Below are 24,014 nucleotides of genomic sequence, written 5' to 3'. Positions count from 1 at the left end.
TAAATTAATGGCCAGGTTCCAAAATTAGATTTTCGTCTTATACATTGTTTTGCAGAATTGGCATATTGATATGGGTTTTTGCCCCCTGGTGCACCGCATCAAGTTCCATTACTCTTTGCAGGGATATACCAGCCTCTGTCATTTCCCCAAGCCCAATATAACCAAGACCCTGCATAAAGTAGCAATGAGCCTGGTTGCGGACATTCAGGTCGTCCTCAAAAATAAGCAGATTGGGCAGTGACACCGCAAAATAGTCTATTTTCACGTCGTCATTCATATGTGCAGCGGCATAGTCAATGAGCTTATTGAAAATCCTTTCGGCCTGTACATGCCTATTAAGCTTTTTCCAGGCAAGCCCCTGATAAAAGATCTTGTCCGGTTGCTGATCATTGTAAAACATCGCCGCCGAAGGCTCGTCCAGCCCGACAGTAGCCTTCTCAAAATAATACCTGGCCTGCTCCCGGTCGCCATAACCTTCCCAGGCGCAACCCAGCCAGTAAAATATATCGTTCTCCTGGGTACCGAATAGCTTGCCCTCGCCTAGGTTATGCGGATATTGCTGTGCAGCATTGAGCATACCAATGGCTTGCTCAAAAGCGCCCAGCGGGATTTGTTCTTTAGCCAGTTCCATCAGGCTGTACACGTACTGACCTGAAGCCTTGCCTTCTCCGCCCTCCCAGGGGTGAAACTTTCGCTTCGTCAGCAGGTCCAGCGCCTTGCGGTGCTCTCCCATGAAGTTCAGGAGACTCACATACTCGAGGTACATATCGTCCCTTTCAAAAACCACGTCGAGGTTTTTCTCCATAAAGATGCGGCGCTGCCCGGCAGACCTGTTGAGGCGCTTGTAGAGCTGATCGAGCTCCATCAATACCCGGGCATCTGAGGGATCGAGTGCAAAGGCCCGCTCAAAACATTGAAGTGCCCTCTCTGCATCATTGCGTTTATTGAAGTATGCAATACCGAGGTTTCTGTAAGTAGTTGGAAACGCCGCATCACGTTCTGCCGCAAGCTCCCAATACCTGATCGCCTCATCATATTGCCGTTTGTCGTAGAACAGGTTGCCCAGATAGTATGGCGCCCGACCGTCTGCTTCGTTTACGCGCAGCGCTAGTTCCAGTGCGGCAATGTCTTCTAACCGGTTGGGGAAACACAGGTATGCACTGGCAGCCGCTGCTGCCCCAAGCCATTTGTCGCGTTGGTCGGCCCTGCCCAGCGCATGGTTAAATGCCGCCAAATGATAGTACACCATGGGACTGGTTGTTTCTTTACCGGCTGCATGCGCCAGCAGGTCGGCCGCCTCCACATACAGGCCCGAAGCCGCATAATCGAGCGCATAGGTGATAAAATTCTGTGCCTCACCGCGGGAAAGGCGGATGAGCTCGTCCATCGCCGATTCGCATTCCTTGTGCTGCCCATTTGCGCCATAGACAGAAGTCAATTCATACAGAGCGCCGAGGTTGAAAGGATCGCGCTGTAGTGCTCCTTTGGTCACATCGAGCGCATCGTTAAGCCTGCTAAGCTTCCGCAAAGCCGCAGCTTTAATCACATAAGCCTTACTGCTGGCCGCATTATTTTCAAGAGATAAGCCGATATGCTCCAGGGCCGACTGATAATGACCCCTGGCCATATCGATTTGCGCTACGCCCAGGTAACCGCTATCTTTCCAGGCCCTGCCCCAGGTCGACTTATAAAAGGCGGCATAAGCCTCATCTCTTCTGCGCAAAAACTTCAGGCAAAGTCCGAGGTTATAGTAAGGCTCTGTATCGTACGGATTAGGATTCCGCTGTATGCTGGTCTCCACCGCCCTTCTCAAATACCCTTCGCTCCTGGCAAACTGCCCCCTCCGCAAATACCACAAGCCGAGGGCGTTGTTGCAGCGCAGGTCTTTAGGATCCCGCTTTATCGCCTCCTCGTAGTAGGGCACCGGGCTATAGGTCGCATGCCTGTACTGCTCCAGGTGCTGGGCGGTCAGAAACAGTTGCTCGTTGTTTTCCGTCTGCTCCGGACTCAAAGCCGGGCTAGCCGGCTCCGGTATTTCGTTCACCCTGTTCAGCGCAGGTTCATAGCGGATCAGTTCTTCGCCTCCGGCTGAGAGGATCTGCAGGACCAGCTCGTTCTCCTGTGTGCCGGCTGGCACGCTGACCTGTTTGGTATAGACCGTTTGCGGGGTCAGACTAAAGCTTTCGGTGAACAACACCTCTGCCTCCCGAGTGAGGCTGAGGGTAATATTTGCCTGCTCAGAGGTGACATACACTTTAAGGTCGACCACCCCACCCGCCAGGTTCATGGCCAGCAGGACATCTTTAGTGGCGTTTTTTACAACGCCTAGTTCCCGGTAGGGTAAAAAATACTGGGTAAATGATTTTTCTTCGTTCGGCATCAGCCAGGTAAAGTCGGGCTGGTTGTCGGTAAACATACCCGTCATCAGTTCTATATACGGGCCATCCTCGTCCGTCAGGTTCCTATCCCAGGCCTGCCCGAAATCGCTGTGCCCCCAGGTCCATTGCTTTTTGCCGGGCGACACATGGTGATTGGCCACATGGAGGAGTCCGCCACGCGAATCATGCTCATAGCCCCCTACAAAATCATAGTCTGAATTAATCGCCATGTACGACGTAGGCACCGGAATATTCTTGTACATGGAAATATCCGTACCCGGCGAATAGTCTACCTTGTAGTACGTACCGGTAGCTATCGGAAAGGTAGACACATCCCTTTTGCCATGGTCGAACACCGCGTTCACATCCGGAGGGAAAACAGACTGGTAGTGATCGTTGACTTTCACAGCGGGGTTTGCCCACCACAAAAAGGTCTGCGGCAGCAGCGAGCGGTTGAGCAACTTAGCTTTGATCTCAATATAAGCTTTGCCCGGATGCAGCGTAAAACCTGCCATACCTTTGGTGTGGAACATCTGCTCCACCTCATTGACCCATACCGTCTTACTGCCATCGGCATTCTCCTCAATTTTATAGTCGACCGGATCAAAGGTACTTGGCCTGTGATGCTGGGGCCAGTTAAACTCTATTCCGCCGGAGATCCAGGGACCAGTGAGGCCCACCAGGGCGGGTTTGATAACCTGGTTATAATAGATAAAATGACGCTCGCCTATCTTATCATAGGCCATTTGTATCCGGCCACCAAGTTCGGGCAGGATCATGACCTTCAGGTAGGCGTTCTCCAAAAACAGTCCCCTGTACGATTTATCCGCCTTCTCGTCATAGATCTTTTCGATCACCGGGTTTGGATATACCACCCCGCTGCTTCCCTGGTAGACGCGCTTTTCAAAGAACATCGGGTTCCTATCCGGCTTTCCTATACCGTAGGTCGGAATGCTTACAAGCTCTTCCCAAACATGCACTTGTGATGCTTTCATTGTATATTTTTTGATGTAGTAATGATTAAACTGTTGTTATTCTGGCAGAGCCTGTCAGTGGCGCACAAAATTGTCTTCCAGTTCTTCCAGGGTTTGTCCTTTGGTTTCCCGCACCCTGCTTTTAATGAACAGGAAGCCCAGGAAGCATATTCCGGCGTATAAGTAGAACGGCCCGAAGGTGCCAAGCTTTTCGGCCAGTACAGGAAAGGTGAAGACCAGGATAAAATAGGCAGCCCACAGGGATACGATGGCTACTGTAGAAGCCGCTCCCCTTACACGGTTCGGGAAGATTTCCGAGATCAGTACCCAGGTGACCGGCGCAATGGAGATGGCATACATGCTGATGGCCAGCAGTACAAAGACAGATACCGCAGCCGCGGGAAACTGGTTCTGCAGCAGGTAGGCCAGAATGAGGTATACGGCCGACAAGCCCAATGAACCGATAAGCATGAGCGGCTTTCTCCCCAGTTTGTCTACCTGCCACATCGCCAAGACGGTAAAAACCAGGTTTACAGCGCCTATAGAGATCGTCTCAAATAATTGCTGATCGAGATTTGCGCCTACTGATTCAAATATGGTTGAGGTATAATTAAACACCACGTTAATGCCGCACAACTGCTGGAACACGGCCAGCACGATACCGACGATCACAGCTGGCCGTACGCTTTTTTCGAAGACGGCTTTGAACGACATCTTCTTCGCGCCGCTGAGTGACTTTTCAATATCATTGAAGGTACTGTCGACGAAGCCTTCCGAGCCCAGTTTAAGGAGTACCTTTCTGGCCTCTTCCATTCGGCCCGCTTTCACCAGCCAGCGTGGACTTTCAGGCAGCCATAACACACCGATCAGGAAGATCACCGAGGGCACCACGCCCAGTCCGAACATCCAGCGCCAGGCGTCTTCGCCCGTGCCCGCTAGCAGGTAGTTGACCAGGTTCGTGACCAGGATACCTATAACCACGGTAAGCTGGTTGATCGCCACATTTCGTCCCCGTACCTTAGCCGGCGAAATCTCTGCGATATACATAGGACACAGCATAGAAGCCATACCAACCCCAATGCCGGCAGCGAAACGCATGATGACGAAGAAGCTGAGGCTGGGCGACACCGCGATGGCCAGCGACGACAGCGCGAAGATCAATGCCGCGATGAGCAGCCCGGGCCGCCTGCCATACCTATCGGCTATATTACCCGCAATAAGGCAGCCGACAATGCAGCCAAGGGCAAGTGATCCTGTCAGGAATCCCTCCCACCAGGCGTCGAGCATAAAGGCGGTCCGCAAGAAAGGCAGCGCACCGGAAATAACGGCAAAGTCGAAACCAAAGAGGTAACCCCCGAGGGCCGAAATAAAAGATATACCGATGATGTACCTGTGGTTAAAAGTGAGTTGTTCAGTCTGCATTCGATGTTTATATTGGTTGATTTAAAATTGCCTGTTTATCGTTTAAAACCAAATAGATAATTGCTGTTAAAAGATGGACTTTATTACCGCTGCCGCTCCGCCACCCGGAGCCAGTTTAAGGCTGATCTTCGTTTTACTGGTCACCCGCAGCGTTTTGCAGTCGTACAGCTCCGCATCCACCTCCGCGTTTTGTCCATCAGTATACAGCACCACTTCGTAAGTGCGGCCTGCAGGTAAAAAGCCAAAGTCGACCTCCAGCGTTCGGCCGGTCCAGTTGGTCATGGCCCCCAGGTACCAGTCGCGCCCCTTGCGTTTGGCCACCACCGCATATTCCGCAAGTTCAGCACTTAGCACCCTGGTTTCATCGCACACTGCGGGAACCTGAGAAAGATATTGCATAATATCAGGATACTGCATATACGCAGTGGGCGAATCGGCCAGCATACCGAAAGGCTGACGATAAACCACAAACATGGCCAGTTCATGGCACCTGGTGCCCTGGCCTGAGGGCAGACCGGGATCTATCGGTTTGAAATCGGCCTTAGTCTTATTGCGCATAGCTCCAGGGGTGTAGTCCATCGGCCCTGCCAGCATACGTATAAAAGGGATGATCAGGTGATGATCAGGCGTAATGGAATAGTCCCATTTGTGCGACTCCGCCCCCCGCACCGCCTCATAGTTAACGACATTCGGATAGGTTATTTCAAGGCCCGTGGGTTTTGGGCAGCCATGAAAATTAACCATCAGCTTCCGCTTGGCGCATTCCATAGCAATCGTCTCCATCAAGCGGATAGCCAACTGGTCGTCGCGGTCGAAGAAATCGACTTTGATGCCGACCGCTCCTGTCGAGGCGATAAAATCGAGACTTTTATCGAGGTCCTTCAGAATGGAACTAGCTACACACCATAGGAACACACCCACTTGCTTGTCGCGGGCGCGACTGATCACAGCCTTTACATCAAGCTTCGGGTTTACTTTGGTCACGTCGTAATTATCCGACCAGCCCGCATCAATCATGAGGTATTCCAGTTTGCCCGCCGTTGCAAAATCCACATAATAGTTATACAGCGCCGTATTCCTGTTGCCCATACCCGACGCCACTGGAGCGCCCGGAAGCAAGGCATCATGCCACCACTCCCAGGTGGCCTTTCCCGGCTTTATCCAGGAAATATCTTTGAGCACATTAGGCCTCGCAAGCTTTGCAATCAGCCTGTTGGTCAGCAAAGAGCGATCATCATCTGTCGCCATCACCACCCTCCATGGAAAACTCCTGCTGCCGCTGGTCCGCGCCAGGAAACCTGCACGTTCCTTCACTACCGAAACAAAATTGCCCCAGCTGCCCATTACCGTCTTAGCAGGGTACCCCGCCCACTCGCCCCGTAGCATCTCGCCCTGCTTCTGCAGGTACATACCCGGATAATCAAACACGTCCGACTCAGCCAGGATGATCCTGATGCGCTGCAATGTGTCGCTGAACAAAGCCGGTGTAGTGGCCCGTTTCAGGTCGACCACTTTAGAAAAGGCATCATGGCGGATATAAGAACCCTCCCAGGTGGTATAGTTGTCCGTTTCCTGCCAGATCACCGCGGGATCGCCTTCCAACCGGAAGTCGGCCTGCTCTGCCACGACGGTTACTGAATCCGAGATGCGGGTCACAAAGCGGTACGCCACCCCCTCGTTATATGCGCGCAACACCAGGTCAAAATCCTCCTTAAAGGAGATGACCAGTTCATTGTAGTCTTTGGCTCTTACAGCCGATGTACGTAATATATTTGCTGCCGGCCCCAAGGTGCGGTCGCCCAAACGCATCGATATTGCAGAAGGATGTAAAATCTCCTTCTCGTTATAGCGTACGCTGTACCGGAGACTGTCGCCCGCCGCAAGGGAAATAGACATTCTTTTATCCGGGGAGCTAAGTGCATAGCGGCCGTCGGCGGCATCTATGTTTTGGGCAGATAGCAGGCAAATCAGCAGTGCCACGCAGCTGCTTAGCGTGATCAATTTGTTCATAAGGAATATATTGGCTCGTTCAATAAAAGTAAATCTCGCCTAAAAAAGAGGTGTCATCAATGGACGATAAGGAGGAAAACATGGACTTTTTATTACATTTGATTAGATGGAAGAACCAAAGAAAATAAAGGAAGGCTTTCTGGGTCAGAAAATGATTGTCCTGACCCCCAACATCAGGAAGAGCATCAAGAATAACCCGTTGATCAGCCCATTTTACCTTACCGCGATCGGGTATTATCCGCATGCTACGGGGCACGACCGTGAACGGAAAACCGGCTCGGCAGAGTTCATCCTGCTATACTGCATAGACGGCGAAGGACGCATAGAGATGGACAATACCACCTATGAACTGAAAGCGAATACCTTTTTTATCATCCCCAAGAACGTGCCGCACCGGTATTACAGTTCGGTTAAAGCGCCATGGAGCATTTACTGGCTGCATTTTAGCGGCACCAATTCAAGAACCATTTATGAACGCTCGCTCAGCGATGGTCAGCACCAGGTCCACGCCATCCCTTTTGAAGAATACCGCATTCAGCTGTTCAACCAGATTTATACCATTCTGGAGCAGAGCTTTAATGCGCGCGACATGGAAATCATGAACTTCCGTGTGCTTCATTTTGTTACCTCACTGATTTATTACAGGGAGATCAACCCGATCGTAAACAGCCAGGATGCCATCAGCAATTCCATATTGTACATGAAGGCTAACCTCGATAAAAAGCTGTCCATCAACCAGCTTGCCGAACAGCAGAAAATATCCCTGTCGCATTACCTCCGGATCTTTAAACAGAAAACGGGCATTTCGCCCATTTCCTATTACAACCAATTAAAAATCCAGCATTCCTGTCAGTACCTCTACTTCACAGATAAAAGTATCAAGCAGATATGCAACCTGATCGGTATTGAAGACCAGTATTACTTTTCAAGGCTCTTTAGTAAACTGATGGGCACTTCGCCCTCAGAGTATCGCAAGAAGCATAAAAAATGATACCGGCCAAATTACAATTGCTTAAAGAAGGACAACTCCATCAGGTGCAGGTAATTGGCCCCGCCCCAGGTTTCCAGCACCTTAAACCTGACATAGCGGTATTCCGGCAAGCCTTCTACGGTAAACTTCTCGCCCGCGGCGGCAAAGTTGCGGTCGGCATCACTTACCTGGCCCTTGGGCAACCCTGACGGCTTGAAAGAGTTGAAAGTACCCAGCTTGGTCCAGCTATCAAAACTGCCATCGGACGACGGATCGTTACTGCCCCACAGCTCAAACTGTTTCAGGTTACCCACATCATAGAGCGCCGAAGTGCGCTGCCATACCCTGAAATGATCAAGCTTGGCTTTTACGCCCAGATCAACGGTAAACCACTGTGGCATAGACGTACCCGGCGTATGAAAGCCTGGCCCCGCATTTTCAGCCGTTTTTTTATCCCACAGATACTGCAGTTCCCAGCCGTATTCCGACCGGATGTCGGTAGGCAGGTTGCGCTTGGCAAACAGTGCCTTATCATACTCCACGATGGCCTTGATGACCGGGAAATCACTGTAAGCGCCTACCTCAAAAGCATCCGCGGCAGTTTTTTCGGGCTTGTAGGCCGACTTATACTGCACTGGCGTACCAAATTTATAATTGGTTAGCGTCACTGAGTTTTCATCCGGAGCGAGAGCCTTCTCCTCCACCACGTCCGAGGTGTTGGTGTATCGGATCTTTGTAGAGAAATTCGCAGAATCCGCCTTATTGAAATGAAGCACCACTGAGGCGGGGCTGTTAACGACATAAGGATTGGCTGCATCGTGCGAGCGGTTGATCAGGCTGGCGATATAAGCCGGGCCATATACCCTGACGTTGTTCAGTTCCTGACCCACGGATTTGTTGCCTTGCGCGTCGCGGGCTACAATCTTAAAGCTGTATACATATTCATTGAGGTTCGGAATAGAAACGCTCATCTTAACCGCGGGGTCGTTCGATGTGGCATTGACCACCAGAGAGTCGGCCCCGTTGTTCCAGGTTACCAGATAGCTTTTGATACTTGGATCGGGACTCGGGCTCCAGTACAGGACCGTACGGAGGTTGCCCGCCTGATAGCCCACATTGGTTGCCAGGCCCGGATAGGTGATCTCTTTATTTTCGAGAAATTCCTTATAATCGTCAGCGTACTTTTTACAGCTCGCCAGCGTAAGGGTCGCAACTGCAATTAACGCGATATGGAAAATGGTTTTCATTTTTGTCGTGTTTAGATTAACGATAGTTTGCTTACAACGGATTGCCATACAAAGTGATCTCCATAGCGTTCACATAATCTTGCCCGCCCCAGGTTTGGGTAACATGGAAGCGGATATACCTTACCGAAGGTGCGAGTCTTGGCATCGTAAAGTTCACACCCTTAGACACAAACTCCTTATCAGCCGCATTGGCCTGATTTGCTGGTAAGCCTGATGGCGGATTCGGGAAGGCAAAATTACCCATGTTTATCCAGTCGCCCACCACCGTGCCCGGCGCTGAACTGCCCGGCAATGAAGCGTCGGCAGGGTTTTGCTTCTCGGAGCCCCAAACGGTAAACTTCCGCGTATTCTGATAAGCATAATACTCAGACGGCCGCTGCCAAAGCATAAAACGGCTGATCTTGGCTTCTACACCCAGGCCAAACGTGCCGATCGTTTTAGGTGCGCTCAACGTATGCCAGCCCGGATCGCCCAGGTTACCATCAAAGAAATACCGGAACTCCCAGCCATAGCCGATCGGTGCGTCGCTAGGCAGGCGGTACACGAAGAACTTCGATTTGTCGAGCACCGACTCCGCCAGGGGCGTCAGCGTTTTAAACACCGTGTCTGACGCATTGCCAAACCTGTCCATCGTATATACCCCAACCTTTTGCGGGGTAGGCGGCAGATTCCTTACCGACACATCGATGGTGTCGCCATTGATGTATTCGGGCTCCTGCTCTTCGTAGGATTTTGTCCGCTCGTTGTACACCAGCATGTGCAGCGAAACCGGTACACGGTTGGTGTTCAACCCGAAGAAATTTGCCCCGCCAAAATCAGGGCTGATCTCCAGGTTCGAGTTGATCAGCAGGTAGTTCGGCTTCTTAGGGCTCACCTTTACCACTACCGGATCCGATTTCACGTTGGCCCGGCTTACTGCATACAGCGTAACCTCATATTCCTTTTCCCTGGCAAAGCCGTCGACCACAATCGTGTCGGTATAATAACTCGCCTTGGTTTCCCTCACCCGGTTATCGTTGATCGGGTATTGCGCCAGGACGTACAACAGGTTTTTCGAATCAGGAAGGCGGTACATGATCCTCGCACCACCATTAAAATTTTCCACCTTTACGTTGGTGACCACGCCTGGCTTGGTCATATCATCAGACACCACCTCCGCAACCGTGTCGGCTTTTTTACAAGCAGCCAGCGCACCCAGCAACATCGCGGGAAGCAGCATAAACCGGAAAGCTTTTTTGAAATCTATATTTTTCATCTCTCAGTCAATCAAAATTTATCTCAAATATTTGCACTACCAGAACGGATTCTGGACAAGATTTTCGTTGATCACCACATCCGTATTTCTGATCGGCCAGAGGTAATCCTTAACGCCAAACACGGGGATCAGCACGGTCTGCGGACGGTAGTAATCGACAGCATTGCCCTCCTGCACATTCCATCCCTGCAGCGGCCGGCTTAAGACACCCTGCAGTTCCTTCCAGCGGCGCAGGTCCCAGCCAATCTGTCCCTCAAAACACAGCTCAATACGGCGCTCCTGGTGAATGATGGCACGCAGCTTATTCTTATCGGCCGGGTCGTTCGGATTTTTAGCGTAAGCCGCCCAGGCCTCGCGCACACCCGGCAGCTTGGCACGCTGACGAACCTTGTCGATATACGTGTAAACTTCTTCGGATGGGGCTGATAAGCTCTCATTAAGGGCCTCGGCATACAGCAGGTACAGTCCGCTTAGCCTGATCAGCGGCATGCGGAAAGGCTGATACACCACACTCTCATCCAGTACCGACAAATAGTTGCCCAGCTTCTTCGGCCAGTAGCCGGTTACATTGGTGGCAAACACACTTTTTGGTCCCGCAAAGGCGAAAGGCCCCCGTGCCTGCACATAAAAAGCATCACTTTCATTCCGCTTTCCGTTTCCAAACCAAATACCCCCATCGAAACCCACGCTGGCATAAAAGCGCAGTTCGCGATCGAAATGCCCTTTTGCCGTTTCGTAGCCCGACTTGATATAAGACTTCGTCGCATCTGTACCTACCTGTGGTGTATTCCGGTTTGCATAATCCCAGGTTTTATCCTCGGTTATCGGCACGCCGTTCTTGGTATAGAAAAGCTCGGCAGTCGAGATCGGTACTGCAAAATTGGAAGGATGCTCATTACTGAAGGCAATAGCTTTTGAACTCAGCTTCGGAATTACGTAGCCCTGAAACTCAAAAGCATACTGCGAAGCCATGATCAGCTCCGGGTTCTCCTCCCAGCGCTGGGTAACCGCCGCCTGCAGCGTAAGTACGTTCTTCAGTTCATTCGACACGTTTTCTACCTGGTCGGAAGGCACCGCGGTATAAAGGCGGCCGCCGTGCGACTCAAATTCCAGGATCGCTTCCTTACATGCCGTAGCCGCCTTAACCCATTTCTGCTGATCATAAGTTGCCGGGAACAGTGCCTTGCCCGACTTGTCACGGAACGAAGCATAATCGGGATTGCCATTAAAAAGCGGACTTGCAGCCGTGGTAAGCACCTCGGCCTTTACGGCCATGCCGATAGATTTCGTTACCCGTCCAAATTCATTGATCCGGTTCTCGATGGTTGGCGGCAGATCAGGGATGGCTTCTGTAAGTAATTCTTCCACATAAGCGAAGCACTCGTCGACCGTAGAGCGGGCCACTTTAGTGTCCGCAATCGGGCCATCGACAGGCCTGTTTTGTTTGATCAGCACGATCGGGCCATACAACCTCATCAGATAATAGTGATAGTAAGCTTTCAGAAACTTCACCTCTGCAATCCAGCGCTTCTTCTCCGTCGCTGTCAGGTCGATCGGTTTGTCAATATTTTCAAGCATAATGTTGCAGCGACGGATCGCCACATAGATCGCCTGTCCGCCATTCGTACCGCTCCAGTAATCGAGCGCCGGCTGCGATACGTTCTGCACTCCCCTCACCAGCGAAAAGCCCGGTGAAGTGATCTTGTTGAACGGATTGCCCTCAAAATTAGGGTAAATTACCTCGGCCGACAAGGTAAAACCGGGGTTGCTCACCACATCACGGCAAAGGCTCTGGTAGGTATTGTAGCATCCGTACAGATAATTCTCGGCTTCGTTTCTGTTAGAAAAAGCATAGTCAAGTGTGCCCACATTGTTGGGCACCACATCCAGATATTTTTTGCATGACATGCCGGTTACGCAAAGCAGCACCAGGCAAATCAGTTTATGATAGAATCTCATGTCTTTCATCATTATGATTATAAGTTCACGTTTAAGCCAAAATTGAATACCTTCTGTACCGGGTAGGCAAAACCATTGCCGCCCAGCTCCGGATCCCACATTTTAAAAGGACTCCAGGTGATCAGGTTTAACCCGTTCAGGTAAAACCTGCAACCCGACAACTTAAGCGATTTGGATATCCGCGCAGGAAGCGTATAGCCCACCTCCACAGATTTCAGGCGCATAAAGCTACCGTCGCGCAGCCACCAGGTACTGTTCTGCAGGTTATTGGCCACCATTGCGTTGCTCATTCCCAGGCGGGGATGCAGCGCATACAGGTCCTGATTTTCTTCCGACCAGTGGCTGTCGGCAAATGCCTGCAGCACCTGCGTATTACCATCTATATATTGCACGTTGCGTTCAAGAAACGGGCTTACCTTTCTTGGGTCGATAAAGAAGGACACCCGGGCCTGACCCTGGAAGAAAGCTGATAGATCGAAGCCTTTAAAACCAGACGAGAAGCCGAAACCATACACAATCTCGGGTGTGGTAGGGTAACCCATAAACACCTGGTCGAGGTCGTCAATCTTACCATCGCCATTTACGTCACGGTACTTAATATCGCCACCCTGCGGCAAAATACCGTTGATCCGGTTGTTGTAGGCATCGGTGGTCGACATGATCTGGCTTGGCGAGTTGCGTGCCTCTTCGTCGTCGACAAACAGGCGTTCTGCAATATAGCCGTAGCCGCGACTGATGGGCTGACCGATAAACTTGCGCCAGCTCTCCGCATAATTGGGCTCCTCTATATAAGTATACTTGTTGGTAGAGTATGTAAAATTACCGCGTAAAGCAGCCCAGAGCGTATTGTCAAAAGTCTGCTTATAGTCGAGCGATAAATCAATACCTTCAGAATCCACCTCACCAAGATTGGTACTCACTGCCGCTTCAAATCCTTCGGTAGATGGAATAAACCGTTCACGCAAGATATCATAGCGGTGGTTTTTGTATACCTCAGCAATCATGCTGAAGTTTTTCAGGAAAGTGATCTCAGCCGCCAGGTTGGTCTGCCGCGATGTTTCCCAGGTGATGTTTGAGTTGGCATAACTGCGTATGGTTACCCCGTTCAGCTGGTTCTGGTTGTTGACCCCAAACTGCGCGAAATTGCCCCCGTTCAGGTTAACATCAGAAAGATAGAAGAAACGCTGACTTCCGATAGCGTCGTTGCCCACCAGACCATGACTCGCGCGGATCTTCAACCGGTTTATGAAACCATTGGTGTTCCAAAACTCTTCATTGGAAGCCACCCAGGATACCCCAAAGGTTGGGAAGAAACCAAAGCGGTGTTCCTCCGAAAAACGCTCGGAACCATTGTAACCAAAGTTAAACTCCGCAAAGTACCGGCTCTTGTAAGAGTAAGTAGCCCGGCCAGCAAGTCCCATGTTGCGGAATGGCAAGGAATAAGGCAGTGTTGTGGTATTCGTGCGCGGATCTCTGGCACTCGAATACAAGGTCTGCTGCATGGTACCGATCAGTGAAGTACTCACATTGTGGCTTCCAAACTGCCTGTTATAGTCGACCGCCCCCTGCAAATAATAGAAAGAATTGGCATTGGGCTCGTTCTTGCTATACACCAGATACTCGGTAGGCACATTGTTAGGCACATTGTTTCTCGGGTTAAGCCAGGTCAGTTTATAGCTGTTGTTTAGCTTGTCGTAATCGCTGTAACTGTAGAAGTATGGCGAATAGGCCAGTTGGGAATCAAAGTAAGAATACCTGTTCGTATTAAATATACCCCTGAACTTTAGGCCCTCGGTAATAAATTTAAAGTCCTGGTTCAGCTCCAGCTGGGCCGACATGCGTGACTCCGAAAAGTTCTTGTGCCCGCGCAGCAACTGTGCATAAGGATTGCCCGTAGGGAAACGGATACTGTTTGTCGCCGTACCATCGGGGCCGCCAATGTTGCCGAACAGAATATGATTTGCCCGTGCATTAGCCTCATCGGCAGGATAGTACGCGGGGAACAGCACCGGACTCGCATGCATCGCTACGCTGTACAAGTCGGACGCAAACGAACCATCGGCCGTGATCGGCCCGTTATAATCGCTGAACGTACCCGACAGCCTTACGATAGCCTCAGTGGTCTTGGTCAGGTTTACGTTCACGTTCGAGCGCAGCTGATAGTTCTGAAACTTCACATTATTGTCGTTGTTATTGCGTGCATCCGTTTTCAACACGCCATTATCACGATTGTATGAACCCGCTATATAATATCTCGCCACAGAACCACCGCCGTTTACACTCAGGTTGTTCCGCTGCGTGCTTGCATTTTTCTTGAACAACATATCGAGCCAGTCGACCGCCGGGTACACATATTCGTTACTCCCCGGCGCCCCCGCCATGGTTGCTTCCGTATTGCGGATCTTGGTCGGCGTAAAAGGCAAAGGCAACGTAGGATCACGCGTTAGCGAAGCCTCGTTATACATATGCATATACTGGATCGGATCAACCAGATCAAGCGTTTGCGTAGACTGCGACATGGAGTATTCCGACCTGAAATTGATCTTTGCAGGCCCTTCCTTACCCTCTTTGGTGCTCACCAGGATCACGCCGTTGGCACCCCTCGCGCCATAAAGGGCAGTTGCACTCGCATCTTTCAGGATCACAAAGCTGGCAATATCGTCTACCTGCAGCCTGGCCAGGTCATTGGTAGTCAACTCCACGTTGTCGATCAGGATCAACGGGTCCTGCTTATACCCGAACGTAGTAACGCCCCTGATGAAAAAAGATGCATTATCCTGCCCTGGCTGTCCGCTTCGCTGATAAGCGATAACCCCTGCCGCCTGGCCCGCCAGCGCATTGGTCAGGTTACTCGCCGGAATCTTCAGGTCGCCCGGCGTAATGCTCGTAACCGAGCCCACCAGAGCCTCCTTGCGTTCGCGTTTACCGAAGGCCGTAACTACAACCTCACCTACCTGTATCGCGTTTTCCTTAAGGATAATGGTAAGCGTTCTTGTATCGGCAGTAACCGGAACCAGCCTGTCGAGATACCCTACATAAGATACCTTGAGCACACTCCCCGGCACCACATCAATAACAAACTTACCGTTGGAGCCAGTCATGGCCCCGTTTTTCGATTCCTTCTCCACAACCACACTGGCACCGGGGATGGCTACACCCGCGGAATCTGTAACAGTACCAGTAATCGTAATCTTGGGCTGGGTCTGCGCAAAAGAATTATAACAGAACACCAAAAGCGCCGGAATCAGCAATGATAAAATTCTTCTCATACTTAGTCATATTTGGTTTAGTAAACTTAGACCAATACCACTGGTATAAAAATGGATAATGCAGAAAAAAACATGGACAATACAATCATTAGTATCGCAGCAACTGTTTATCCCTCAACTGAATCCTAATGCGTTTAAGCTGGTCGCGGCTAAGCAAAAGGTAGCTGGCGATGTCGCCGCTTTTAACAATACTCTTCCGCGGCGGCATGGAAATTTATGGTAATAAACGAACCCAACCATTGTCGCCTTCTTAAACTAGTGGGGAAGCTTTATTGACAAGGTCAAACAATATCTTTCATTAGTAATGAATAATATCTTTCATTAGTAATGAATAATAGTTACATTTGTAACAAACTAAGCAAATGTACAGACAGGAGCAGATCGCTTTAGTAATAGATGCCCAGCAAGAATCTTTTTTTAAAAAAGAAGATACCCTACCCAGGCAGGCACTTACAACCATACCTATTATAGATAGTTTTGCTACCATTATCAGTGGCGTCCGGCGATGCGGCAAAAGCACCCTGCTTTTGCAGATCATAAAACAGAAATACGAAAATGCCATCTATTTCAATTTTGAAGATCTGCGCCTGGTTGGCTTCGAAACTGCTGATCTGACCCGTTTGCAGCAGGAAGTTGTAAAAAGAGAAGTGAACGTGTTGTTTTTCGACGAGATACAACTCGTACCCAAATGGGAAATCTTTGTGCACCAATTGCTAAGGGAAGGTTACACGGTATTCATAACTGGGTCTAATGCCTCACTACTGAGTAAAGAACTGGGCACCCACTTAACAGGCAGGCACATCTCTATCGAAATGTTTCCCTTTTCTTATGCGGAATATCTAGGTTTTACCGGTAAGACAGCCAACGTTAGCTCGTTACAAGCCTACCTGACCACAGGCGGCTTTCCTGAATTTGTCAAAACCGGCCAGGAACTGATACTCCAGAGTTTGATGGAAGACATATTGGTACGCGACATAGCGGTAAGGCATGCATTAAGAGACGTAGAATCATTAAAGCAAATGGCGGTTTATCTGATTTCCAATGTAGGCAGTTTAATTTCCGCTAACAAATTAACAGATCTTTTTGGCATCAAATCCAGTGCAACGATACTGGAATATTTTGCCTGGTTAAAAAACGCATACCTCATAGAGTTTATGCCCATGTTTAGCTATTCTCTAAAAGTACAGGCACGCAATCCCAAAAAGGTGTATGCCATAGACACCGGTCTTATTACAGCTACCAGCACTGCATTTAGCGAAAATACGGGGCACAAGCTTGAAAACCTGATCTACCTGCACTTGCGTAGAAAAAGCGGAAAACTGTATTATTATAGAGATAACGGAGAATGCGATTTCATCAGATTTGAAAAAGGCAAAGCCCAGGAAGCCCTGCAGGTTTGTTTCCAGATAGACGATAATAACTTTAAACGCGAATACAACGGTCTAGTGGAAGCCATGAAGTTTTTTAACTTAACGGAAGGAGTTATAGTTACACTTGATGAGAAAGATCAGTTTAAGGAAGAAAACCTTACTATCAGGCTTGTGCCAGCTCATGAGTACCTGATGGCTTAACATGTTTTATGGAATTGCCAGCGGGGTATTCCCTTAAAACACTTGAAGCCTATATCGCTTTTATAGCGTATGATAGGCTTCAAGTGAGTAATAGTGTATGGGTTGAGCGCCCTTTTTAAGGCATCAGCGCATTGTTGCCTGTATAGAGCTTGTCGTTTACGCTTTTCAAACGCTGTACGGGTATTTTGATGACTTTACGATCGTAGGTCATGAAACCATTGGTTTCTACTTCTACGTCGGTGGTTTGTGTATAAACCGCAGCCGAAAGACCGTCGTCGATAAGTTTCTTCATGTCGTCTATGAAGGTGGAATAGCGTTTAAACATATCGTCGGCTGTCTTAAAGCTCTGGTAACCCCAGTTGTCTTTCTGCTGCCATACGTGGCCGTCTACCGGCAATCCTAAACCGCCGTACTCTCCGAGTACGAGGACACGCTCTTTACCGAACAGTTCGGGTGTAGGCATAGCCGGCTCTGGATAGTGGTGCAAGTCGATGATGTGACCGGTCAGGAAGAAGTTACCCCCGCTGGCGGCGTTAACCAGTCGCGATGGATCTTTCTTCATGGTCCACTCGGTAATCTCTACGGTTTTAAACTGCCCCCATGCTTCGTTGAAAGGCACCCAAACCACGATACTTGGTGAATTATGCAGCGCATCCATAATGGCGGTCCATTCCTTACGGTAATAACCTTCAGATTCTGGTGTGCGCTTCTTGTCTGTTGCCCTGCCGTATACACCTGGCCGACTGTCCCAGCGGTTTCCAAGGTCGCCGCTTGGCATATCCTGCCAAACCAGCATGCCCAGTTTGTCGCAGGCATGGTACCACCTTGCAGGCTCTACCTTAATGTGTTTACGGATCATGTTGAAGCCCATCTCCTTGGTCTTGATCACATCAAAAACCAATGCCTCATCACTCGGCGCGGTGTATAAACCATCTGGCCACCATCCCTGATCGAGAGGGCCAAACTGGAATACAAATTTATTGTTAAGCAGCATACGCTGAATACCATTCTTATCGGGCGCATGGGAGATTTTACGCATAGCGAAATAGCTTTTTACGCTATCGATGGCTTTGCCTCCTCTAACTACGGCAACCTTAAGGTCGTATAGGAATGGCGTTTTGGTATCCCAAAGTTTAGGGTTGCTGATTTTCAGGCTAGCTGTAGAAGAAGCATCTATAGTGGTTTCTGCTACCTTCCTGCCTCCATCCCATGCCGAGATACGCACCTGGTCGCCCGCCCTGGCATTGCTTACCTTAGGCTCTACGGTCAGCGTTTGCGCGTCGATATCCGGAGTTTGCTTTACGTTGGCCAGGTAAGTCGGCGCTACGCCTTCCAGCCATACGGTTTGCCAGATACCGGTTACAGGCGTGTACCAGATTCCTTCCGGTTTGCGCACCTGCTTACCACGCGGCTGCGGACCCTGATCGGTCGGATCCCATACCCTTACGGTAAGCTCCTGTTTGCCCGAGCCCTTTACCAGCTTGGTGATATCGAAGTTGAACGGATCGAAACCGCCTTCATGCGTACCGGCCTTTTTGCCGTTTACGTAAACTTCCGAGCGCCAGTCGACCGCCCCGAAGTGCAGTAACAAGGTCTTGCCTTTTAAATTGGCAGGCACGGTAAAAGTGGTATTGTACCAAAGCACACTGTCTTTGCCCACGGTTTTACCAACGCCAGAAAGCGCGCTCTCTACAGCGAAGGGAACCAGTATTTTACCCTGGAAGCTTTTAGGCTTGGCCGACACCTCTTTCGGGGTGATCGAGTAGTCCCAAAGCCCGTTCAGGTTTTTCCAGGCCGCACGCTCCATTTGCGGGCGCGGATATTCAGGAAGTACATTTGTTGGATCTACCTTTTCGGCCCAGGGCGACATGATTTTGCCGGGGACAGGCTTCCACTGATTCGTCTGCGCACTGGCATACAAAGCCATGCAGGAGAGTGCAGCAGATAATAACAGGTTTTTGTTCATTGTTTGTTTTATTCTTAAAAGTTAACCTCAAATATTGTCTTTTAAACAGGATGTTGGATTCAGATCCGTCTCATAGTTTTAATCTTTTGTCTCATTTGATGTGGAAGGTCTGACTGAAGGCACCGTTGGCAGCGATGTCCCAGGCTTCTACCCTAACCCATTTGCGGCCGGCCAGCTTGGCTTTGTGGTTAAACACCTGCTCGCCGTAGGCTCTGGTTTTCGATAAATCGATGCGTTCGCGGTACACTTTCTCGCCGTCACCTGAGATGATCTCAATAAAGTTCATCGGGAAGGTCCAGCGCAGCTTAAGCGTCATATCTGCCAGTCCGCCAGCGTTCAGCGAGAAGGTTTCACCCGAAATCTTGCCGTTGAAAGTAAGTTGTGGCATAAGCACTTCACCTGTTGACACGAAGAACTTACCTTTCTGCATGGCATCTACTACCGGCTGCCAGCCTTCGCTGTACTTGGGCAGCTTGTCTAGCATCATATAGTTCACATTCATGTGGGCATACATCTCGTTTTCGTGCGTAATGGTAAATAAGTCGGCCTCGGCAATTACCGTTTTCTTTTCGCCCCAGTTGTTCATATCGTCCATCAGGTCGAGCACTCTTTTACCCATACGAGGCTGCGAGAGATCGGCGGGCATCGCTTTCCAGGCAGCACCCATAAAGCGGTCTGATTTGAAGAAAGCTTCGTGGTTGTAGATATCCGGTGCGTTTACTGATCCTTTGGTACGGGCATGCGCGGTCCATGCCAGGCCATTCTCTTCTTCGAGCAGGCGAAGCATCTCTTCCTTGTTACCTACATGATATACTTTTCCGAAACCGGGCTTGTTCTCAACAAAGGGTACATCGCGGCGGCGCGACATCACCCAGTATACCGGCTTTGGAAATATCTGCAGCCAGTGTCCGCCAAAAAATTCGTTAGGCTCTTCGCCGGGTATCAGCAGAAACTGGTCGTCCGACAAACGCTCGCACTGCTCAAATAATGCTTTCAGTTCACGCAGACGCAGGGAATCTGGGCCCTTAGGGTTGGCCGTGTAATGGAACTCACCAAGGTGTACCATATCTACGCCGCCTCGCTTGAATACATCGACGAACTCCGGCTTTTCCGGGATTGGTTTGCCTGCCAGTACAACACTCATGATGAACTCGTTGTGGAAGTGGCTCGACATGGTTTTGAAGCCGGGCAGCTTGGCGTAAGTATCGTTATTGGTGAAGCGTTTGATCTGCGCAAAGGCGTCATCATTGCCCTGATCACTGATCAGACAGAAGAAATTGAGCCGCTGCTGTGTTTTAGGCGGGGCGTTAAACCATGGCACAAAACGGCGGTCGCCCTCCAGATCCTGCCGGATACCGATGCCGTAGCCGTTAAGCTGATCGCGGTATTTGTTGCCATACCAGGTAAACTTCAGGTTGAAAGCTTCGTCGAGCGGATAGAAGTACTGGTGCGGGGCCGGGAATACAGCGAGCGTTCCTTCTTTGCCCTGTGCGGCAATGCTGCGGTATCTTACTTTCAGATTGGTCGCATTATCGCTGGCCACAACCGCTGCAGTTTGCATCTTTTCGTCGGTGCTCGTCCACACCACGTTCTTCCAGCTGCCACTGCGGTCTATAAGACCTGCATCGTATACGATTGCCGTAGCATCTACATCGGTACTCATTACGGCAGCGATGTTAAACATTGGGCTTCCGTTGTAGAACGTCACTTCCAGGTCGCCCGAGAAACGATCGGCCTTAACCTTTCCGATGCGCACGACGGTGCGGCTTCCTACCGTTCTGACTGAGGCTGAGTTTTTCTTTAGCTCTACCGTATAGGTCTTATAGGGCCTCAGCGGAACCTTGTCGAAAAAGATGTTCCATCCGTTTTGCGACATGAGATCGCGCTTCCCAACACTGAGCAGGAACGCCGGATCTACCCCTTCTGATATGTTTTTCTGCGCGGCGCCTTTACCGATGCTGATGACTTTAAAAAGCGGCTTGCCATTTTGCAGGTCGAACTGCACTTTTCCGGTAGACCCGTTGCCGGCCGGCCAGCTTAAATTAAGGATGTGCCCTTGCTGACTAACAACGGCTTCATTTTTCTGATCAAGATTTTTGATGTCTGCTTTAATCTGCGCGGAAAGGGATGAACCCGCAGAAATACCGATTAGCAGCAATCCGAAGATACGCGCTAAATTTTTCTTCATATTGTGTAGTTAATTTGGTTACAAAAGCGGCCCGGGAGCCATTTGAAGGCTCAAGATAGAAAAATAATCTCAGTCGGCAACCGGAAGGGTGAAATAAAACGTTGAGCCTATGCCCTTCTCGCTCTCCAGCCAGATGCGGCCGCCGTGACGTTTAACGATCTCCGCACTTAAATATAAACCGATGCCAAAGCCCGAAATAGACCTGGTATGATCAGATTCTACGCGATAGTAACGGTCGAATATCTTTTCGACATCTTCCGGTTTTATGCCCATACCTTCGTCGGCGACGCTGGTGAGCAGCATATCGCCTGAACGCACACATTTCACTTCAATATTTTTACCACGCGGTGAGTACTTTACGGCGTTACTGAGCAGGTTTGAAATTACCGATCCGATCTTTTCATGGTCCGCATATACGGTAACCGGCTCGCAATCGGAATAAATAATGTCGTGATACGGGGAGGTCATCTGTATCTCCTCTACCATCTCCTTGATCAACTTGTTGATGGAGAAGCGCTCACTCTCGATGACTATGGTGCCCGACTCAAGCCTGGAGATATTCAGAAAGCTATGAATAAGGCTGATCATCTTCTTGATCTGGTTATTTGCGCGGATCATTGCCCCGGAGATAAATGGATCGGGACTGTCCTGCAGTTTTCTGTGAAGCAACTGTACGATGCCGGTTAGGGTAGTCAGCGGAGTTTTCAGTTCGTGACTGGCAATACCGATAAAATCGTCCTTCTGCTGGTCAATCTGCCTAAGTTCTTCCTGGCTCTTCTCGATCTTCTGCAACGCAGTTTGCAGGTCGGTGACGTCGGCAGCGGTGTTTATTACACCATAGATATGCCCGTTGGTATCATAGATCGGCGTGAAACTGTAGTTGAAGAAAAACGAACCCATCTGCCCGTCGACCACCAGGTCGATCTGCTGATTTCTGGCATGATAAGGTTCGCCGGTCATGTACACCCGGTCGAGCTGCTCATAGATCCCCTGACTTTCGAGTTCAGGCAATACCTCCCTGTAGCGTTTACCGACAATGTTACTACCCTTTCCCCATACTTCTATGATGCTCTTATTGGCCATCACGATCCGCATTTCGCGGCCTTCGTAAACGCCGATCGGGAAAGGAGCGCTCTCTACAATGGTGCGCAGCCGGTGCTCGCTTTCGGCCAGATCGAGTGTACGTTCGAGAATAGTTTCCTCCAGCTCATTGTTGAGCATAAACAATTCCTGTACATCCATACAGCTTACTGCATAGCCTAGAAAATCGCCCTCTTCATTAAACTGAGGCACACCATGGTGTACAACCCATCTGAATTCCTTGTCATGTTTTTCGATACGACAGCGTATCTTAAACTCCTGCCGGGACTTAAATGATAAGCTGTATTCGTTCAGGAAGCGATCGGCATCCTGGGGATGCATACCCTCAAACCAGCCGTTTCCAACCTCGTCCTGAAGGGTACGGCCCCTGAACGCGAGCCAGCCCTCGTTGAAATAAACAGGCACTTTATCTGGCCCAGAAACCCACACCATTGCAGGGGCCTGTGCGGCCATTGCAACGAACTGAGACTCTGAGGATATTAAAGGCTGTCTTTTCTTCATATCTGCATAATATCAATACACAAATATGGATTCGAACTATTTTGTTTTTAAAAATTATCTCAAACAATTAGCCGGTGTTCTGACTTTAGGATACATACGAAATAAAAACTATGCAAAATCCAAACACAAACTATCATGCAGACCTGCAGAAATTCATTGAAAAGTTTGAACCTAATAAATTCAAAATGCTTTCCAGAGGCATTGAAATAAGGGGAACGAATGATATCCACAGGAGCATCACTTTTGCCAAAGAACTTATCGAGCGCTTAAAACTCAAGCTAAAAGTCCTTCACACGGCCGATATGGCGATGTATGGTGGATTTGAAGTGGTATACGCTACAGCTGAGCCTAGGGCATAACCGGAATGTTGTAATAGTGACGCAGCTGCTTTGCAGCCATGATCATCTCCTCATCGCTTAAGGGGCGATCGTACACCATGAACCTGGCCATTTCGCCTACGAAAGACTCCCTGCCCGGGTGTTCAATAGCATCCCTCTCCTGTCCGACCGCCATTTTTGAGGAATTGGCTCTTGGATTTACGGGAAAGGGGTGCACTGCGATCGGGGCGGCCCCGTCGTTCAGGTAAAGCGAAAGCATCACGGTATCTGTACCTTTACCCATGCGGCCCATGATGAGGTAGTACCGGTTCTGACTAAGTATCTTTTTGGAGGCTACGTACGGGTTATTCTTATCCCAGCGGCCGAACGTTATGGCATTCCTGCTGCTCATCCAGAAGGTGTTGTCGTCGGCAAAGCCACCCCAGAAGCCTTCGTTGTTGGGCTTGTTCCTAAGGTTACCGAAGAAACAGTTGACGTCTTTCAGTTCGCCCGGCTGCTTTCCTGGCTTCAGAACCGCAAACCAGGTATAGCCTGTGCCCTGGATCAGGTGATCAAAAGCATCTTCGTCCATGTTGACCAGTTCCTGCTGTTTAAAGGCAATGCTGTTATGTCCGTTTAATTCAGGTACTTTTGCTAATAGCTTTGGACATCCCGACCCCGGAACCTTCCGCCCTTCATCGCGCTTCTCAAAATCTCTTGCCGGAAAGGTCTTTACCTGGTTTTGCCACTTGTGGACAAGATTCTGTTCATTGGCAAACACGCCTTTGTCGGCATTAAGATCGAGAATGAGCGACTTTTTGCTCATCTGCTGCGCGCCTGCCGAAACAGCTGCCAGGCAAAGCACTGAGAGGACGGTTATTTTCAT

15 protein-coding genes are annotated in these 24,014 nt (G+C 49.9%); 4 read left to right on the top strand and 11 right to left on the bottom strand.

Annotated features, from left to right (window positions below):
• Window positions 1-37: 37 nt before the first annotated feature.
• The 3 genes from J3P40_RS07780 to J3P40_RS07770 form a co-directional block, all read right to left on the bottom strand.
• Window positions 38-3,373: a DUF5107 domain-containing protein gene (locus tag J3P40_RS07780; protein ID WP_256004342.1), complete on the bottom strand. Its 3,336-nt coding sequence runs from the start codon at window positions 3,371-3,373 to the stop codon at window positions 38-40.
• A gap of 54 nt (window positions 3,374-3,427) precedes the next feature.
• On the bottom strand, window positions 3,428-4,774 hold the full coding sequence (locus tag J3P40_RS07775) for a sugar porter family MFS transporter (protein WP_256004340.1): 1,347 nt from the start codon (window positions 4,772-4,774) through the stop codon (window positions 3,428-3,430).
• A gap of 66 nt (window positions 4,775-4,840) precedes the next feature.
• Window positions 4,841-6,784: a glycoside hydrolase family 97 protein gene (locus tag J3P40_RS07770; RefSeq protein WP_256004337.1), complete on the bottom strand. Its 1,944-nt coding sequence runs from the start codon at window positions 6,782-6,784 to the stop codon at window positions 4,841-4,843.
• A 106-nt stretch (window positions 6,785-6,890) separates the two neighbouring features.
• Here J3P40_RS07770 and J3P40_RS07765 point away from each other — a divergent pair, with 106 nt between their 5' ends.
• Window positions 6,891-7,775 carry an AraC family transcriptional regulator gene (locus J3P40_RS07765; protein WP_256004335.1) on the top strand — a complete coding sequence of 295 codons (885 nt, stop codon included), beginning with the start codon at window positions 6,891-6,893 and terminating at the stop codon, window positions 7,773-7,775.
• A gap of 11 nt (window positions 7,776-7,786) precedes the next feature.
• Here J3P40_RS07765 and J3P40_RS07760 read toward each other — a convergent pair whose 3' ends face one another.
• From J3P40_RS07760 to J3P40_RS07745, 4 genes are read right to left on the bottom strand one after another with little or no spacing between them, the layout of a single operon-like run.
• Window positions 7,787-9,001, bottom strand: a complete 1,215-nt coding sequence (locus J3P40_RS07760; RefSeq protein ID WP_256004333.1) for a DUF5000 domain-containing lipoprotein — start codon at window positions 8,999-9,001, stop codon at window positions 7,787-7,789.
• A 31-nt stretch (window positions 9,002-9,032) separates the two neighbouring features.
• Window positions 9,033-10,256 (bottom strand): DUF5000 domain-containing lipoprotein, encoded by a 1,224-nt coding sequence (locus tag J3P40_RS07755; protein WP_256004331.1) that lies wholly within the window; start codon window positions 10,254-10,256, stop codon window positions 9,033-9,035.
• Between the two features lie 36 nt (window positions 10,257-10,292).
• Complete coding sequence (locus J3P40_RS07750) at window positions 10,293-12,215, bottom strand: RagB/SusD family nutrient uptake outer membrane protein (RefSeq protein WP_256004330.1); 1,923 nt, start codon at window positions 12,213-12,215, stop codon at window positions 10,293-10,295.
• Window positions 12,216-12,232: 17 nt separating this feature from the next.
• Entirely contained in the window at window positions 12,233-15,484 is a 3,252-nt protein-coding gene (locus J3P40_RS07745) for a SusC/RagA family TonB-linked outer membrane protein (protein ID WP_256004329.1), read from the bottom strand.
• 58 nt (window positions 15,485-15,542) lie between these two features.
• Here J3P40_RS07745 and J3P40_RS07740 point away from each other — a divergent pair, with 58 nt between their 5' ends.
• Together J3P40_RS07740 and J3P40_RS07735 are read left to right on the top strand one after the other, a co-directional pair.
• Complete coding sequence (locus J3P40_RS07740; protein ID WP_256004328.1) at window positions 15,543-15,707, top strand: hypothetical protein; 165 nt, start codon at window positions 15,543-15,545, stop codon at window positions 15,705-15,707.
• Between the two features lie 139 nt (window positions 15,708-15,846).
• A complete protein-coding gene (locus J3P40_RS07735) occupies window positions 15,847-17,055 on the top strand; it encodes an ATP-binding protein (protein ID WP_256004326.1) in 1,209 nt (402 codons plus the stop codon).
• Between the two features lie 115 nt (window positions 17,056-17,170).
• Here J3P40_RS07735 and J3P40_RS07730 read toward each other — a convergent pair whose 3' ends face one another.
• The 3 genes from J3P40_RS07730 to J3P40_RS07720 all read right to left on the bottom strand — a co-directional run bounded on the left by J3P40_RS07730 (window position 17,171) and on the right by J3P40_RS07720 (window position 22,811).
• Entirely contained in the window at window positions 17,171-19,021 is a 1,851-nt protein-coding gene (locus J3P40_RS07730) for a glycoside hydrolase family 2 protein (RefSeq protein ID WP_256004324.1), read from the bottom strand.
• 91 nt (window positions 19,022-19,112) lie between these two features.
• The gene (locus tag J3P40_RS07725; RefSeq protein WP_256004323.1) at window positions 19,113-21,209 is read right to left on the bottom strand and encodes a CehA/McbA family metallohydrolase domain-containing protein; all 2,097 of its coding nucleotides are present in this window, start codon (window positions 21,207-21,209) and stop codon (window positions 19,113-19,115) included.
• A 69-nt stretch (window positions 21,210-21,278) separates the two neighbouring features.
• A complete protein-coding gene (locus J3P40_RS07720) occupies window positions 21,279-22,811 on the bottom strand; it encodes a PAS domain-containing sensor histidine kinase (protein ID WP_256004322.1) in 1,533 nt (510 codons plus the stop codon).
• Between the two features lie 110 nt (window positions 22,812-22,921).
• Between J3P40_RS07720 and J3P40_RS07715 the strand changes: the two genes are divergently transcribed.
• On the top strand, window positions 22,922-23,170 hold the full coding sequence (locus J3P40_RS07715; protein WP_256004321.1) for a hypothetical protein: 249 nt from the start codon (window positions 22,922-22,924) through the stop codon (window positions 23,168-23,170).
• On the opposite strand, the gene J3P40_RS07710 is transcribed toward J3P40_RS07715, so the two are convergent.
• The gene (locus J3P40_RS07710; protein WP_256004320.1) at window positions 23,160-24,014 is read right to left on the bottom strand and encodes a LamG-like jellyroll fold domain-containing protein; all 855 of its coding nucleotides are present in this window, start codon (window positions 24,012-24,014) and stop codon (window positions 23,160-23,162) included. The genes J3P40_RS07715 and J3P40_RS07710 overlap by 11 nt on opposite strands.

This window comes from Pedobacter deserti, from assembly GCF_024436415.1.
Taxonomy (GTDB): domain Bacteria; phylum Bacteroidota; class Bacteroidia; order Sphingobacteriales; family Sphingobacteriaceae; genus Pedobacter; species Pedobacter faecalis.
Note: the sequence above shows the minus strand (reverse complement) of the source record. Positions and strands in the feature narration are given on the sequence as shown.